The 17,445-nt window shown below is 41.7% G+C and carries 10 protein-coding genes; 8 read left to right on the top strand and 2 right to left on the bottom strand.

From position 1 onward, the window contains the following. Positions 1-134: 134 nt before the first annotated feature. Entirely contained in the window at positions 135-1,706 is a 1,572-nt protein-coding gene (locus B0I27_RS06495) for a PspC domain-containing protein (protein ID WP_106292406.1), read from the bottom strand. Between the two features lie 4 nt (positions 1,707-1,710). After that, complete coding sequence (locus B0I27_RS06490; RefSeq protein WP_106292405.1) at positions 1,711-2,070, bottom strand: PadR family transcriptional regulator; 360 nt, start codon at positions 2,068-2,070, stop codon at positions 1,711-1,713. A 261-nt stretch (positions 2,071-2,331) separates the two neighbouring features. Here B0I27_RS06490 and B0I27_RS06485 point away from each other — a divergent pair, with 261 nt between their 5' ends. From B0I27_RS06485 to B0I27_RS06450, 8 genes are all read left to right on the top strand, one after another. Then, positions 2,332-5,526, top strand: a complete 3,195-nt coding sequence (locus B0I27_RS06485; protein ID WP_106292582.1) for a SusC/RagA family TonB-linked outer membrane protein — start codon at positions 2,332-2,334, stop codon at positions 5,524-5,526. Between the two features lie 9 nt (positions 5,527-5,535). Beyond that, positions 5,536-7,110 carry a SusD/RagB family nutrient-binding outer membrane lipoprotein gene (locus tag B0I27_RS06480; protein ID WP_106292404.1) on the top strand — a complete coding sequence of 525 codons (1,575 nt, stop codon included), beginning with the start codon at positions 5,536-5,538 and terminating at the stop codon, positions 7,108-7,110. A gap of 247 nt (positions 7,111-7,357) precedes the next feature. Then, complete coding sequence (locus B0I27_RS06475) at positions 7,358-10,468, top strand: SusC/RagA family TonB-linked outer membrane protein (protein ID WP_106292403.1); 3,111 nt, start codon at positions 7,358-7,360, stop codon at positions 10,466-10,468. 7 nt (positions 10,469-10,475) lie between these two features. Beyond that, positions 10,476-11,963 (top strand): SusD/RagB family nutrient-binding outer membrane lipoprotein, encoded by a 1,488-nt coding sequence (locus B0I27_RS06470; RefSeq protein ID WP_219904991.1) that lies wholly within the window; start codon positions 10,476-10,478, stop codon positions 11,961-11,963. 18 nt (positions 11,964-11,981) lie between these two features. Next, a complete protein-coding gene (locus tag B0I27_RS06465; RefSeq protein ID WP_106292402.1) occupies positions 11,982-12,452 on the top strand; it encodes a hypothetical protein in 471 nt (156 codons plus the stop codon). Positions 12,453-12,739: 287 nt separating this feature from the next. Continuing rightward, positions 12,740-13,450, top strand: coding sequence for a hypothetical protein (locus tag B0I27_RS06460; protein ID WP_146133096.1), 711 nt, complete (start codon positions 12,740-12,742; stop codon positions 13,448-13,450). Continuing rightward, on the top strand, positions 13,434-16,247 hold the full coding sequence (locus B0I27_RS06455) for a TonB-dependent receptor (RefSeq protein ID WP_106292400.1): 2,814 nt from the start codon (positions 13,434-13,436) through the stop codon (positions 16,245-16,247). Before B0I27_RS06460 ends, B0I27_RS06455 begins: the two co-directional genes overlap by 17 nt. Next, a complete protein-coding gene (locus B0I27_RS06450) occupies positions 16,247-17,404 on the top strand; it encodes a DUF4249 domain-containing protein (RefSeq protein ID WP_106292399.1) in 1,158 nt (385 codons plus the stop codon). Before B0I27_RS06455 ends, B0I27_RS06450 begins: the two co-directional genes overlap by 1 nt. The last annotated feature ends 41 nt before the right edge of the window (positions 17,405-17,445 follow it).

Genomic DNA, 17,445 nt, shown 5'->3' with positions numbered 1-17,445 from the left:
AAAGCCAGGGATAAGTCCGACCTTACTATTCCCAGGTCGGACTTATCACGGCAAAATGAGTGGCTATTAACGGCTGTATATAAGCGCGGTCTTGACTGGACGACTATCCGTAGACCAGTTGGAGTGCGCTTATTCTATCGAATCCCTTCGTTAGATGAGTCATTGACGCACTTGAGGCCCGTAGTCGTCATAATCCATTCCGAAGGTGTTTCCCACTCACTGTCTTCGGGCAGGCAATCACGAAGATTTATGTCTCGTATGATCGAGTTTATTTCCCCATCAAAGATTAGCCGGGTATTTAAAGGAACTTTCAAAGTAACCTTTACTTCCTGATCCCGGTAAGCTTGTTGAGGTGGAAAGTGGAGGTATTTGTCGAGTGTAAGGATAGAATCGGCTTGAACGAATTCGTAGCCACTCTTCTGAGCGTTTCTAAGCGCAGACTCGAAATCGCGACCACGAGCCGAGAAATCCCTGACAATGAATGCTGTACTATCATCGCTTCTTTCGACATACAGTTTAATTTCACCAATATCGCTGGCCATCTTTACCTTTCCATTTCTGCCGTTAAACGTAACGTTGTAGTTGAGGCTATCATTCTTCGAGAAGAACCGCTGTTTATTGAGTTTAATATGGTAGACGGGATAGGCTTTCATAAGCGATTGTTGTTCGTACCTGGCTTCTGACTTGAACTCAGACCCGACCTTAGCACCATAGAAGACTGCTATACCCAAGCCAGTAATCCAGATGATCAGCAGCGCAAACGATGTCGTCTTTCCGGTTATTTTCCTGTTAAACAGTACCCGGAGAGCAAACAAGATAAGTGCGATTAGCGGAATGACGATTAATATCGCGGCACTAAAATAGATGGGCGACTGATAATCGGGATTAATGACATTAAAGGGGAAGGTGTCCAGCTCATGTCCGTCGAAGAATCCCATGATGAAAAGTAATCCCAACAATGAGCTGAATAACAAACTGCAGCAGACGAATATTACAAAAGCACCGACAATTTTAAAAATGATTCCAAGAACCTTTGTAAGGAAGGTTCCTGTTCTGTCGCCAGCTTCCCTTAGAAAATCTTCAGTAGCATTCAATCCGGGTCTTAGCTGAGTTCCAGCCTGGTTTAGGTTTTGCTGAAGCGCATCAATTTCTTCATCCAAATTCCGTTTAAAATTTTGCAAGTTGATGGGTTCCCCCTTCATAGCCATCCTGTCGGCTCTGGTTTTAGCTCTTGGTGTAACCATCCATAGAATGAGATAGACAATCAGTCCTGTTCCCCATAAGATGGTAGCAAGAACTGCGATAAGTCTTACCCATTTTGCCTCGATATCAAAGTAATGCCCCAGTCCGGAACATACCCCCCCAATCATGCGATCTTCCGGATCCCGGAAAAGAGAGCGGTGTGCAGTACGCATTTCATTGAAGGGTTGATCGTCAAACTCAACATCGAAATCGTTCACATTGCCCATTCTCGCAGTGATATCGACAACATCCTGTTGCACAATCACTTGTTTACTTTGTTCTGTAAGGCGTTCAGTGAACATTTCGGCCAGGCGATTTTCTATATCCTGAACAATTTCTTCGTTGTCGGTTGAGTAAGCAAAGTGGCGTTTTACCTCGGTCATATATGACCGGAGGATTTCGTAAGCGTCTTCCTCTATATGGAAAACGATACCGTTTATATTAATGATAATGGTCTTATTCATGGGATTAGGCGTTTGAGGTTTCGTTATTTTGATTTGGTCGGCCCTGCATGGACACGTTTACTGCATATCGTAGTTCTTCCCACGTTAGATCCAGCTTGCTTAAAACATCCCGGCCAGCTTCGGTAAGCTGATAGTATTTTCTGGGTGGTCCGGAAGTCGACTCGATCCAGTTATAGCTCAGGAGCCCGTTGTTTTTCAATCGGGTTAGCAGTGGATAAAGAGTTCCTTCTACGACCAGCATTTTCGCTTGCTTAAGCTCATTTATTATATCGGAGGCGTAGATCTCACCCCTTGATATAATAGAGAGGATGCAGTACTCTAAGATACCTTTCCTCATCTGGGTTTGCGTATTCTCTACTATCATATCACAAAGATATATGTTTTATATACTACTATGCAATACATAGTAGTATATTTTTTTAAATATTTTTATTTCGCTATCATATCCGGTTAATGGTTTCTAAAGCCCGGGCGGAAAATTTCTAGCTCAGAACGCCCATGAAATTGAGGAATTATTAAAAATTTTGCTTAAACGCGTGATAAATTGAAAATTAAATCATTAAAAATTTGATTAGTGGAAAAAACTAACGATTTTTATGACTTAATCATTAATTTAAAGAGAACAATGAAGCAAATTCTATCAAGTTTGTTCATCTTGTTGCTGTTATGCACTAGCGTAATTGCGCAAGATCGTACCGTAACAGGTACTATTAAAGGAAAGGATGATGGGCTGCCCCTTCCGGGAGTTAGTGTCAGAGTAAAAGGCACGACTATCGGAACTCAATCAGGAGCTAGCGGCCAATTTTCCATTCAGGTTCCGGGAAACAATGCGGTGTTGGTATTAACTTACATTGGTTATTCTACACAGGAAGTTTCTGTCGGATCAAGATCAGTTGTAAATATCAGCATGTCTTCTGATGCTACGCAGTTAGGAGAAGTCGTTGTTACAGCTCTTGGTATTTCAAGAGAAAAAAAGGCTTTAGGTTATGCAACTCAAAATGTAAGCGGTGAGTCGCTGACACAAGGAGCTGGAACTAACCTGGCAACTGCCATGCAGGGAAAGGTTTCGGGAGTTGAAATCGCCCCATCATCAGGAATGCCGGGTGCATCTTCCAAGATAACCATTAGAGGATCCCGTTCTTTTACAGGTAATAATACTCCGCTTTATGTAGTGGACGGTATGCCAATCAGCTCGGCAATTGATATGAGCACTGAAAATTCAGTTACAGGTACTGACTTTGCCAACCGGGGAGTAGATATTGATCCGAATGACATCGAGAGCATAAATATATTAAAAGGACAGGCAGCTTCTGCTCTGTACGGTATGCGTGCGTCAAATGGTGTAATCGTTATCACAACCAAAAAAGGAAAAGGGGCAACAGGAAAACCTCAAATATCTGTTAATTCAACGACATCGTTTGATGAAGTAACCGTTATACCTGATTTCCAAAAGGAATATGCTCAGGGTACGAATGGTGGCTATAATCCAACTCAGTCATTATCATGGGGACCGCTGATCGATGAACTAGCTAATGACCCAACGTATGGTGGTAATACAAACAACGCGTACACTAATGGTAGTGATGCCTATAAAGGTCAGTATTATGTAAGACAACGAGCTTTGGCTGGATTGGATCCATGGGCGACACCACAAGCGTATAATAACACCAAAGATTTTCTTAAAACCGGTGCTACTTTCAGTAACGCAGTAAACGTGGCAAACGCTTTTGATAAAGGGAACTATGCTTTCACTTTAGGTAATACGAATTCAAGTGGTATTATTCCTTCAACCGGACTTAATCGTTACAACGCTAAGTTGGCCGGAGAAGCAAAGCTTCATGATAACTGGACAACAGGATTCTCCGGAAATTTCGTTTCGTCAAAAATCAGAAAGCAGTCTTCTGCGAATAATGGGGTTTTAGCTACAGTTTACGGAGCATCGCCAAGTTATGACCTGAAGGGTATTCCTTCGCACATTGCAGGCGATCCATACACGCAGAATACTTATCGCGGAACAAGTGGATTTGATGCAGCTTACTGGGCTGTTGACAATAATAAATTTACAGAGCGAAACAACCGGTTTTTTGGTAATACCTATTTGCAATACTTTACAGATCTAGGTACTGACAATCAGAAACTTACTTTTAAATACCAACTGGGTGTAGACTCTTATACGACCAATTACTCTGATGTATGGGGTTATGGTCATGCAAACGCTCTGGGCGAAATCTACCAGTATAGTTATAATGTTAATGAATTCAACTCATTGGCTACAGCCATGTATAGCTGGAATATCAATGATGACTTGGTTTTTGATGCATTAGTGGGTAATGAATATATTGACAGAGCAACTAAGTACGATTATGCTTATGGTGCAAACTTCAACTTTTCAGGTTGGAACCATATGGATAACGCATCGAACTATAACGCACAGGAAGAGTACAGAAAGAAACGTACTGTTGGTACATTCGCAAACGTGTCTTTAGGATTTAAGGATATGTTATATCTGAATCTTACCGGAAGAAACGACGTAGTATCTTCGATGCCAAGAAACAACAGGTCATTCTTCTATCCTTCTGCTTCATTGGGATGGATATTCACCGAGCTTAATCCACTTAAAAACAACTTCCTGACCTATGGTAAGGTACGTGTTTCTTATGCTGAAGTAGGTCAGGCTGGAGATTATTTTGATTCTTACTTCTCTACACCGGTATATGGTGGAGGTTTCTCTTCTGGAACGCCAATCTTGTATCCGATAGGAAGTGTTGTCGCATATACTCCTAATGCTACAGTATATGATCCTAACCTGAAGCCACAGAATACACAGTCATACGAAATTGGTACAGACCTTGGATTTTTGAATGGAAAGGTTACTTTAGGATATACCTTCTCGAGACAGAATGTGAAGGATCAGATATTCTCTGTTCCTTTGGCTGGATCGACTGGCTCATCAGCGATTGTTACCAACGGTGGATCTATCCATACCAACGCGCACGAGTTAACAGTTGGAGTTAAGCCGATTGATAGAGAAAACTTCAAGTGGGATTTCGGTTTCAACTTCACTAAGATCGACAACTACGTAGATGAACTAGCTACTGGAGTAAGCAGTATTTTCCTTGGTGGTTTTGTTGAGCCACAGGTACGTGCAAGTATTGGAGAGAAATTCCCGACGATATACGGTATCAGCTACTTAAGAAATGACGCAGGTCAGATTGTTGTTGATGCGAAAGGTATGCCTCAGGTAGGCGAGGAGACTGTTATCGGTCGCGTTGCTCCTGACTTCCAATTAGGCTTCAATACCTCTTTCGAACTATACAAATTTAGAATTGGTGCTGTATTAGACTGGAAGAACGGTGGACAAATGTATAGCGGTACTGCTGGTTTGATGGATATGTATGGTGTGAGCCAGTATTCTGCTGATCTTCGTAAGCCAGGTACTACGTTTATGTTCCCGGAAGATGCTGTAAAGGTTACCGGAACTGATGCGCAAGGAAACCCGACGTATGCTCCAAACGATATTATGATCAAGGGCGAGGACGCTCAGGCCTACTTCCTGAATCTTAATAACATCTCTGAATCTATGATTTACGATGCTTCGTTTGTTAAGCTTAGAGAAATTTCACTTGGTTATCCGGTACTGGCAAGAAAAGGATTGAATGTCAATTTAAATGCGTTTGCAAGAAATATATTGGTATGGTCTAAACTTCCTGGACTTGATCCGGAAGCATCTCAGGGAAATACGAATATGACAGGTGCATTTGAACGCTTTTCACTTCCTGGAACATCTAGTTACGGTTTAGGTATAAACGTTAGATTTTAAAATAATCACATGAAAGTTATTCAAGACTTAAAAAAATATTCATGGATTCTGATGGCTACCGTGCCATTGGTATTCAGTAGTTGTTCAGAGGATATCATGGACGACATCAACAAAGATGTTAATCACTCGGTTGATGCACAGGCGAAATTTATCCTTGCCGACGTTATTACAAGAACGGCATTTTCAAACCAGGGTGGCGAAGGAAATACATATGCGTCTGCATATGTGGAGCATGAGGTTGGAACTCACAACCAGTTATTTTATGCTGAGATGCGTACAGCTCAACCTAGCTCGGCGTCCACATATAACAATACATGGGGTTCTCTTTATACTTCTCTGAAGGATGCGAAACTCATTATTGAAAAGTGTTCGGAAGGCGGTCCACAAGCTGGAAATTATGTTACAAAAGGAATGGGAGAAGTTCTGGCGGCGTATAATTTGGCATTGATCACGGATCTGTATGGTGATGCACCGTGGACTGAGGCTGGCGACTACAGAATCAGCTTCTCTCCAAAAGTAGATAAACAAGAGGTTATTTATCAGGCGATCATGTCGTATCTGGATAACGCGATTGTTGATTTGCAGAAAACAGACAGTCATGCCTCAGGCGGTCCTGCTCAGTATGACCTTTTATACGGGGGTAACAAAGCGAAATGGCTTAAGTTCGCTTACGGATTAAAGGCTCGTTATACTATGCGTTTGCTTAAACGTTCAACAAATGCTCAGGCTGATCTGCAGAGTGTAATTGATAACGCGAATCTATCTTTTGCATCTGCGGGAGATCAGGCAGCGTTTGGAATATACGACGCTAACAATTTAAACCCAACGTTTGACTTCCAGTGGAGCCGTGACGGTTTAGCGGCTAGCCGTAGTTTGGTTGATAAGTTCATTGAGCGCAACGATCCAAGACTTCGTCGTTCATTTGTAGGTGCTGATTGGGTACAGTTAGCGGACGTAAAACCGGGTACTGAAGATTACGAGCTAATGGCGCCTAATGGTGCAAATGAGGAGCAGCAGTATTATTATCATACCTCCGCGTTCATGTTCTCTCAGACAGCACCGACTTTGTTGCTTAGTTATCATGAGATCTTGTTTTTGAAGGCAGAAGCTCTGGCAAGACAAGGTGCAGCAACTTCGGTAGTCGCGCCTGTTGTTAAGGATGCGGTTGTAGCGGCAATTGCTAATACAGAGGTGTCTGTAGCAGCTGCGTTTAAAGCGCCAACTGTTGCTACTTATGGCGGTTTAGAGGAGACTACCGAAGCGATAACTCCTACAGAGGCAGGAAGTTATTTTGATACGAGCGTAGCGCCATTGTTGACTGCAAATCCATTGAAGGAAATAATGAATCAGAAGTATCTTGCGTTCTTCGGAGCGTCAGGAGAGTCTGTAGAAGCATACAACGATATTAGAAGATTAAAGGGTCTGGGAGAAAACCTGATTGTTTTAAAGAACACCAAAGAGTTTCCATTGAGATTTACCTATGGTAACGATGACACAACCACAAATCCGAACATCCAAGCGTTATTTGGCAACGGACAGTATGTATATACTGAAGCGGTCTGGTGGGCTGGAGGAACTCGTTAATAAAATCCAATAAGATCGAAGAGTATCCAAACTTCAATCAATAAAAAAAGGGTCGCCGAAAGGCGGCCCTTTTTTAGTTTTAGGGAATAAATTGTTGGCGGATCCAGCTATAAGGGCACTTTTCAAATGAAATAATTATAGCTTTCCTTTAATCTTTTATTAAAGCATTAAAGTTTTGAGCAAATAAGTTTGAAAAGTGAAATAAACTCACCATTTTTATGTTTCAATCATTAGTTAAAGAAAGTATATGAAGAAAATTCTATCAAAATTGTTCGTCTTGTTGCTCTTATGCACTAGTGTAATGGCGCAGGAACGTACCGTTACGGGTACAGTCAATGGAAAGGACGATGGCTTTCCCCTACCGGGAGTTAGTGTTCGAGTTAAGGGAACTACAGTAGGAACTCAAACGGGAGCCAATGGGCAGTTTTCCCTAAAGGTGCCTGCGAACAATTCCGTATTGGTGTTTACTTACATTGGTTATGCTTCTCAAGAAATCGTAGTGGGAAACAAATCCAATCTTATTGTTTCTTTGGCCCTAGACGATAATCAATTAAACGAGGTAGTTGTTACTGCCCTCGGTATTGAGCGGGATTCAAGATCTTTGGGATATGCTGTTCAGACCGTTAAAGGTGACGAAATATCTCAGCGTGCTGAATCAAACGTATTAAATACGCTTCAGGGAAAAGTTTCAGGTGTGAACATCGGAAGTTCTTCTGGTGCGCCAGGAGCCTCTACTAATATTAACATTAGAGGTATAACGTCTTTCAATGGTAGCAATCAGCCGTTGATAGTGGTCGACGGGATTATTTTCAGTAATGACACTGATAACAGCCAGACGACGCTATTTGGTTCAACTCCTTCAAACAGGTTGAACGATATCAATCCGGAAAGCATAGAATCAATAAATATTTTGAAGGGCCCGGCAGCATCTGTTCTGTACGGATCGAGAGCTTCAGCTGGTGTTATTGTCATTACAACAAAGTCAGGTAAGGCACTTGGAGGGAAAACAGAAGTAACATTTAGTTCTTCAGTAAATCTTCAGAACGTTAGCTACTTACCGAAGCTACAAAACAGCTATGGACAGGGAGCGAATAATAACTTTGTTAACAATTCGACAAACTCTTGGGGACCTGCGTTTGGAACTCCGGGATACGAGAATGTAACGACATCGTGGGGGGAAAGTGTTCCATATCAGGCATATCCAAATAACCTGAAAGATTTTTTCCAGACAGGTAAAATGTACCAAAACTCTTTAAACCTCGCATCGGGTGATCAAGACCGTAATTTCACGGTGGCTTTGTCAAGCACGTTGCATAACGGTATTGTTAAAGAGAGTGATTTTAACAGACATAACGTTCAGATTGGTGGAAATTCCAAACTTAATAACGGGATCAAACTAGGTGGTACTATTACCTATGTGAAGACTTCTCAAAGAAACTCGACAACGGGTAACGGCGGTAGTGCTTTCGGGCAGATTAACAGAATCCCGAGAAGCTATGACTTGATGGGAATGCCTTACAAAGATGAGTTAGGAAGGAGCATTTTTTATTCAACCAGCGGTCAGAATCATCCATTGTGGAGTTTAGAAAATGAATTCCTTACTAGCAATGTAGATAGAGCTTTCGGTAATTTGAGTATCGGGTACGATTTTGCTGATTGGTTAAATGTTAGTTATCGTATTACTGCAGATACGTATACAGACAGACGTAAGCAGATTCAACGAATCGGCGCAGCAAGAGCTCCTCAGGGTCAATTAGATGAAGATCTAAGATTCAGGGCAGAACTGAACGGTGACCTTTTAGTAACAGCGAAAAAGAGTGATATTTTCACTTCAGGATTAAACGCGACAGTATTATTGGGTCAAAATATCAACCAGAGAAAGTTTCAACAATCGGGCGTGTTAGCAGAGTCGCTGACAATTCCAGGATTTGACAATGTAAGTAATGGTTCCGTATTTAATCAATCCTATGAAAGCAATACAACAAGACGGTTGCTAGGTTATTACGGACAGTTGTCTATGGATTACAACTCATACTTGTTCTTCGAACTTTCTGGTCGTGTGGATCAATCATCTACTTTACCATCTAAGAACAACTCCTATTTTTATCCTGCTGCTTCATTAAGTTTTGTGCCGACTGATGCATTTGATATTAAATCAGATGTATTATCCTACCTTAAGTTCAGAGCGAGTGCAGCTAAAGTAGGTAGAGATGCAGATCCATACTTGTTACAATCCGTATATGTACAAAGTTCATTTGGAAATAACGTCGCTGATATTGTATTCCCAATATCGGTTGGCGGTTCAAGTATCCCTGGTTTTCAGATCAGTTCACGAATCGGTTCTGAAGATCTTACTCCGGAATTTGTAACCTCTTACGAAGCTGGATTAAACGTGGGCTTTTTGAGGAATAGGCTTGGATTAGACTTTACCTATTTTTATACCAAGAGTACAAATCAAATCTTTAATGTTTCCGTTTCGAGCGCTTCCGGATATGATACGCGTACAACCAATATTGGTGAGATGACTAATAAGGGTATCGAGGCGCAACTTTCTGCTACGCCGATAAAGTCAAGATCTTTCTCATGGGACATCCTGGCAAACTTTACTCGGATCAGAAACAAAGTTGTGGATATCGCTCCTGGCGTAGAAACCTCTGATATTGATGGTGATGCCTTCAGTGGAATTATACCGTCTATAGCCAAAGGCCATCCATATGGAGTTATTATAGGAACGGCAAATACAAGAAACGAAAATGGAGACTTGTTGATTAATCCAAATACAGGGTTATTTGTCCCAGGAACTGCGGGACAAGTCATTGCTAATCCTCAACCAAATTGGATAGGTGGTCTGACCAACACCTTCAAATACAAAAATTTCAGCTTGTCTGCATTAGTTGATGTTAGAGAAGGTGGAAATTTATATTCCTTCTCTCAGGTTGATGTAAGAAGTGGTGGTTCTTGGGAGCCTACTGGTGTAGACAGAAATCAACCTCGTATATTACCTGGCGTTATCGCAAATCCAGACGGAACTTTCCGTCCGAATAATATTCAGATTAGTGCTCAGTCTTATTGGTCTGGTATAGGCGGCTTAGCATCTGAAGGAGCTGTGTTTGATGCCACTGCATATAGATTGAGAGAGGTTACGCTGAGTTATAACCTGCCATCGGCACTGCTTAGCAAGACGCCGTTTGGTAGTGTCACTTTCGGATTAAGTGGTCGTAACCTTTTGTTGTGGGCACCGGGCTTCCCGGGTGATCCAGAGTTGAACACTCAAGGAGCTGGTAACATCCAGGGATTGGATCTAAACGGTATTCCAGCTACAAAAAACTACGGGTTTAACCTAAGAGTTACATTTTAATTAGAGAATGATGAAATTTAAGATTTTCAATAAAATAAAGGCAATAGGTTTATCATCAATTATTTTGATATCAACCTCATGCTCCGATTTTTTAGACGTGAATGAAACGCCTAATAATCCCACAGCTGTACCTCCGTCTGCATTATTGCCTACTGCATTATCAGGAAGTGCATTTGCGAATTCAAACGAATTGAATCGTTTCGCGTCTACTATCATGAGTGTGACCTATGGTGCAGCAAACGATCCTGCAGCTTGGGATATTTATAATACCGACGGTGCGGATTTTGGAAACCAATGGCGTTTTGAAATATATAATGGCGCTCTAATCAATTACGAGCGTTTGTTGGAGACATCTGAGGATTTGAACGCTAACTCCTATAAAGGGATAGCAAAAATCATGAAGGCCTACACATTTGCTTTAACGACAGATTCTTGGGGAGATGTTCCTTACTCAGAAGCATTACAAGGGGATGCAAATCCACAACCACGAATTGATTCACAAAAGGACATTTATCTGGGTAACCCAAGCTCGAATATTCAAAGTTTATTTGACCTGGTAAAAGAAGGTTTAAGTGACTTAGATAAGGAAAGTAGTGTTGATCCAGGGGTTGATGATATAGCGTATGGTTTCCCTCAATATTCTGATAAAATTGCAAATTGGAAGCGTGCCGGCAATTCACTTCTTTTGAAGTTAGCCATTCAGATTAGTCGCGTTGAGCCGGAAAAAGCCAGACAAATCATAACCGAAGTTATTCAGGGGAATAATTATATCGTTAATAACTCACAGGATCTGACGATAAAGTTTGGTGGACAGGTTGGTAGTCAGGCTCCAACTCATACTTATACTAACGTATCTTCTTTTCGTAACGACTTGATGATCAGTACACGTTTTGTTAATCTATTGAAGGGATTGAACGATCCAAGATTACCAAAGTTTGTAACTAAGCCCGGAACAGATTATGTTACTGTTGACAACGGTGCTAGAGGACTTACCTTACCGGCTACGGCAACGTGGTCGCGATTCAGTTCTTATGTAACAGGTGTTAACGGAGAGGGCCCGGTTCGACTATTGGCAAACTTTCAAAGAGCGTTTATATTAGCTGAAGCCGCGGTAAGGCTTGGAACTCCCGGAGATCCTCAAGCTCTTTACACTGAAGGTATCAGGGCGTCAATGTCTTCTGCTGGTCTTACAGAGTCTGAAATCGACGGGTATTTTGCAGCGAATCCACAGGTTGTTACTTTGAGTGGAACGACTGAAGATAGAATACGTCAGATCATAACTCAAAAATATATTGCGCAATATGGAAATGGACTTGAGCAGTGGAACGACTGGAGAAGGACTGGATACCCTGTTTTGGCCCAACACCAAAATGCAGTTGGGGTTGATGGAACAAGGCCTGTAAGAACTCCATATATTAATGAGGAGATTAGCAGAAATCCAAACTTTCCAGACAACGTATATTCCAACGTTAAAGTTTGGTGGGATATTGATTAATTATTTTAAACGAATCAAATGAAAAGAATTTTAATATTACTCTTTATTATAGCAAGTGGATTGACATCGTGCGACAAGGACTATGGGACTTTTAACAGTGATAATAGGCCCGAAATCCCGGTAACATTTCCTGATGCAACTACATTTGGCTTCAATCCTTATATTACCTATTCATTATCGTCAGGTAAGGAAATTGAATTAAAGATGTCAATTCCTGCAACATCTGGCCGTACTATAAAGGAAATTACCAAAGTGGCGGGAGGAACAAGTAGTGTGAATGCGGCCAGTCTTAACGCATCAACCTATATAACGAGCCCAATTGCGGTAAATTCGACTGAATACGTTTTCAAGACCACTCTTCAGGAGTTTATCTCAAAAGCCAAGGTTACTCCTGTCGCGGGAGGAGAGATTGCATTTATGTTTTTGATCACTCTCGATGACGGAACGACCATCATTCCGGTTCAAGTTAGGGCTAGAATAGTAGCTTAGCAATAACATACTGTATTTAGACGGCCAGAATATTCTGGCCGTTTTTTTTTGTTCATTATATCACCAGATTGGAGTGCTCATAATGTATCCGAATAAAGCGATTGCCACACTGGAGATCTGCTTATATGGTAGGCGAGCAATCAGGTACCAAACGGGAGGAAAGTTGTGCGAACGATGTGCGACAGGAAACAGTATCTAAGCAGTTGTAAATAGGGAAACTATTTCGTAGATTGTACGAGTAAATCCTAATCAATTTACCTAAAGAGGTGCATTTTTTTTCAAACACTTTGTTGTTTCTAGCTTTATCATGGACGCAGGTTGCAGTAGCTCAATTCGTTGTAGATGATTCGTTGTTTCGTAAGAAATTGTTCCAAACTTCTCAGAATTATTTGACCGATGCCTTGGCAGCAGGCTCGAACCTTTACAACGGGATTGAACACCCCGGTTATCTAAGAAGCATAAAGGGATCAGCTTATCTGGATAGCGAAGAATTTGTGGAAGGGCGGGTTAAATTTGATGGCGTCTGGTACACTATTCCAATGCTATATGATCTTTACGCCGAAAAGCTGGTCATTACGCATTTTTACAGACACAGCCGGATGTCTTTGATAAATGAGAAGATTGAGCAGTTTGTTCTCCACGATCATCGTTTTGTGAATTTTCCTGTGATAGAATCGCGACAGGTGGTCCCTAAAGGCTTGTGTGAAGTCCTTTATGAGGGTGATTCAGTATCTCTGTTCGCAAAGAAAAGAAGGCATCTTAATGAAAGGCCCACCATGTATGGTTTAGAGCGGGACTTTACTAGTTTTAATCAATATTATCTGTTTCTGGATGGCGCTTATCACCTTGTTAAATCAAAGAGAGACATGTTCGCACTGATGGGTAGTAAACGGCGTGAAATCTCTACGGAATTACGTAAGAATAAAATAAAGTTTAAGAAGGATAGAGAAAGGGCATTGATTATAGCTTCGAAGATTTACGATGAAAAAACCTTATAGTCTGCGATTGATGAGCCTTTTCAAGACACTAGCCGGCATTTGGTTCATCTTATTGGCTATACCGGGTTATAGTCAGGAAAAGCCGGGTATCCTGATAAGCGGTAAGCTCGAAAATGCCAAAGTAGGCGAATTTATCGATTTCTTAAATTCGGCTACAGGATACCAGATCTATTATGACCAAACAAAGTTCGATAGTCTGCGGGTTAATCTGGAATTCACAAATAAAAATATCGACTGGGTCCTTGATCAGGCGTTTAAGAATACGCAGTATCGGTATGCAATCGACTTTCAGAAAAATATATTCTTAACATCCGGCGATAAAATGGTCGTGACGCTAGACAATTTGCTTCCTGAGCTTGTATCAGATGAAGTAGTGCCGGTCCGGAAAATCGAAAGGGAGGTGAGGGAGTTTCTGACAGAGACAGAACCACAAATATCTGTCATCGCTTCAAATAACAGAGTCTACGATATCGGCGTTAAGACAGCGAACTTTAGGAAAGGGAATGTTACGATTGCTGGTTTTGTAAGGGTTGCCCAAACAGGAGAACCGGTTATTGGTGCCAACGTTTACATTACGAATCCGCGGATAGGCGTGAGTACAGACCAATCGGGTTTTTATTCCCTGACTTTGCCGGCTGGTCGGCATTCATTGAACATCCGGTATATCGGGATGCGTGATGCTGTACGAGTGATTAATTTGTATTCAGAAGGGAAGCTGGATGTGGAGATGATTGAACAGGTACGATCACTCAAAGAGGTTGACATATCTGCTGAGAAAGTGGCAAATATCAGGAGTACGCAGATGGGGGTCGAGAAGTTAACGATGGCGACTATTAAGCAGATTCCAACGGTTTTTGGCGAGCCAGACATCTTAAGGGTGATATTAACGTTACCGGGTGTAAAATCGGTTGGGGAAGCGAGTACAGGGTTCAATGTGAGGGGTGGAGGAACTGATCAGAACCTGATTTTGTATAATGACGCAACCATTTATAATCCAACGCATTTATTTGGATTCTTTTCTGCATTCAATTCTGATGCGGTAAAAGATATTGAATTATATAAAAGTAGTATACCGGCTAGGTTTGGAGGCAGGATATCGTCTGTGCTTGATGTACGCAGCCGCGAGGGCAATAGCAAAAAAATTGCGGGTTCAGCTGGAATAGGTCTGTTAACTAGTCGATTTAATATTGAGGGGCCGATTATTAAAGATAGGACAACTTTTATGCTGGGAGGAAGGACAACTTATTCTGACTGGTTACTTGGCAAGCTTCCTGAGAAATCAGGCTATAAGAATAGTAAGGCAGCGTTCTCTGATATAGACGTTCACTTGAATCATAAGTTTGATGACAGGAATACGCTCGCATTTACCGGTTATCTGAGTAACGATCGTTTTAATTTGAATAGTGATACGGTTTACAGCTATTCAAACAGGAACCTGTCACTCAAATGGAAGCATATCTTCCACAATAAGTTTAATATGTCTCTGACTGCCGGCATAGATAATTACGAGTACCAGGTTGAGTCTCATGAGAATCCTATAAATGCTTATGATATGGGGTTCGATATCAATCAATCAAACTTCAAAGCAGATTTTACTTATTATTTGAGTAATAAGCATACACTAGATTTTGGTGGAAGCAGTATTTTGTATAAAACGCATCCGGGTAAGTTTGTTCCCTGGGGAACGGAATCTCTCGTAAGGCCGGATATCTTGCAGTCAGAGCAGGCCTTAGAAAGTGCCGTGTATTTAGGCGATCGGTTTGAAATAACTCCTGCCCTTTCACTGAATATGGGTTTGAGATTTTCTTTATATCATTATCTCGGCCCTCAGTCGACCTATGCGTATCCGGAAGGATTGCCTAAGAACGACTTCAATGTCACCGATAGTCTGGTGTTTAATAGAGGTGATGTGATCAAGAAGTACGGGGGGCCGGAGTATCGTATCTCAGCCCGTTATGCAATTACCGGCGATATGTCTGTTAAGTTAGCGTTCAATACCTTGAGACAATATATCCACATGCTCTCGAACACGACTGCAATTGCGCCGACGGATATTTGGAAACTAAGTGATTTACATATCAAACCGCAGTCGGGGCGACAGGCTTCTTTCGGACTGTATAAGAATTTCAAATCGAATACTATTGAAACATCGGCAGAGGTCTATTACAAGTGGCTGGATAATTATCTGGATTATAGGAGTGGTGCTACTTTGATTATGAATCATCATCTCGAACAGGATGTTATTAATACTCAGGGTAAGGCTTACGGTGCGGAGTTTCAGATTAAGAAGACTGCCGGGAAGCTCAATGGTTGGATAAGCTATACTTATTCGAGAACAATGCTGAAAATGGATGACCCCACGTCTATTCAGTTGATTAACGGTGGAAAGTACTATCCGGCTAATCATGACAAACCACATGACTTTACAATGGTAGGGAATTTTAAAGCATCACACCGGTTTTCGGTTTCGGCTAATGTAACGTATAGCACCGGCCGACCGATTACTTTGCCGGTAGGCAGGTTTTACTACGGTGGCGCAGAGAGAATGCTTTATTCGGACCGGAACCAGTATCGCATTCCTGATTATTTCCGGACTGACTTGTCCATGAATATTGAAGGCAATCATAAGGTACACCAATGGATACATAGCTCCTGGACGATTGGGGTTTATAATGTCACAGGACGACATAATCCGTATTCAACTTATTTTACCACGGAGAACGGATGGGTGAAGGGTTATAAACTATCTATTTTTGCTACTCCTGTGCCATTTATCAATTATAACCTGAGATTCTGATGAAAAAGATTTGCAGTTTCTTTACTCTATTGTCGGTTATGCTTCTCTTCGTGAAGTGTAAAGAAGCTTATGAACCGGAAGTCGTATTTACGGCGACAAATCTGTTGGTTGTCGAAGGTCATTTAAATGGTAGCGGGGTAACCTCGGTCAAGTTATCCCGAACGCAGGCTAATGATTCAAGAGCAAAGCTGGTCGAAAGAAATGCTACGGTTTCGATCTTTGATGAGAACAAACAGGCGTATCCCTTAACAGAATCATCTGCGGGGCAATATGTTACATCAGCAAGTTTTCCTTCGACCGGAAAATACTCATTGCATATCCGTACATCTGATGGAAAAGAATACGCCTCTGAAGAGGTTAGTGTTTTAAATACCCCTGATATAGAAGAGGTGTCGTGGAATAGAGCTTCTACCGGAGTTCAGATTTATGTTGATACGCATGACGCCAGCAATAACACAAGGTATTATCGATGGGAATACGAGGAAACGTGGGAGATTGTCCCCCGACGTTTTTCTTATTATGAATTAGTTCCGAAAGTACCTGCTCCTCTAGGGAGCCCTTTTCCATACGATATCATTCAACGACGCCCCCAAAGTCAGTTTCCGAGGGCGTGTTGGCAATCAGAATATTCTAAGAATGTTATCATGGCGTCATCTACCAAGTTAACGGATGATGTAATCCATCTTGCCCCAATCGCTCATGTCCCGAATAACTCATGGAAGATTGACACGAGGTATAGTATTCTTGTAAAACAGTTTGCACTTAGTGCTGCCGGCTTTGAATACTGGCAAAATATGAAAAAAAATACCGAAGGTCTGGGGAGCATCTTTGATCCTCAGCCATCTGAGATCCGGGGTAATATATCTTGTATAAGTGATCCCGCAGAACAAGTTGTCGGCTTTTTCGATGCATCGACGATTAAGCAAGTGAGGATATTTATTACAAAGGCGGAGGTTGGGGACTGGCAATATGACATATTATGTGATGAAAAGTTTGCTGTCAACCACCCTGATAGTCTAGCTGTTATATTTCCTGCAAATATCCCCCTTGAGTCAAGAGGTGATCCTTTCGGAGGAATTACTGCGTATACGGGCGCCTCACCGGATTGTGTTGACTGCCGTTTTAGGGGTACTCCGGTCAGGCCGGATTTTTGGTAATTAAGCTATGTATAGGAAATTTATAATATTCTGTTTCTTGC

The sequence above is a fragment of the Arcticibacter pallidicorallinus genome (assembly GCF_003002875.1).
Classification (GTDB): Bacteria; Bacteroidota; Bacteroidia; order Sphingobacteriales; family Sphingobacteriaceae; genus Arcticibacter; species Arcticibacter pallidicorallinus.
The sequence above is the reverse complement of the archived record's forward strand: the minus strand, read 5'-3'. Positions and strand labels throughout refer to the sequence as shown.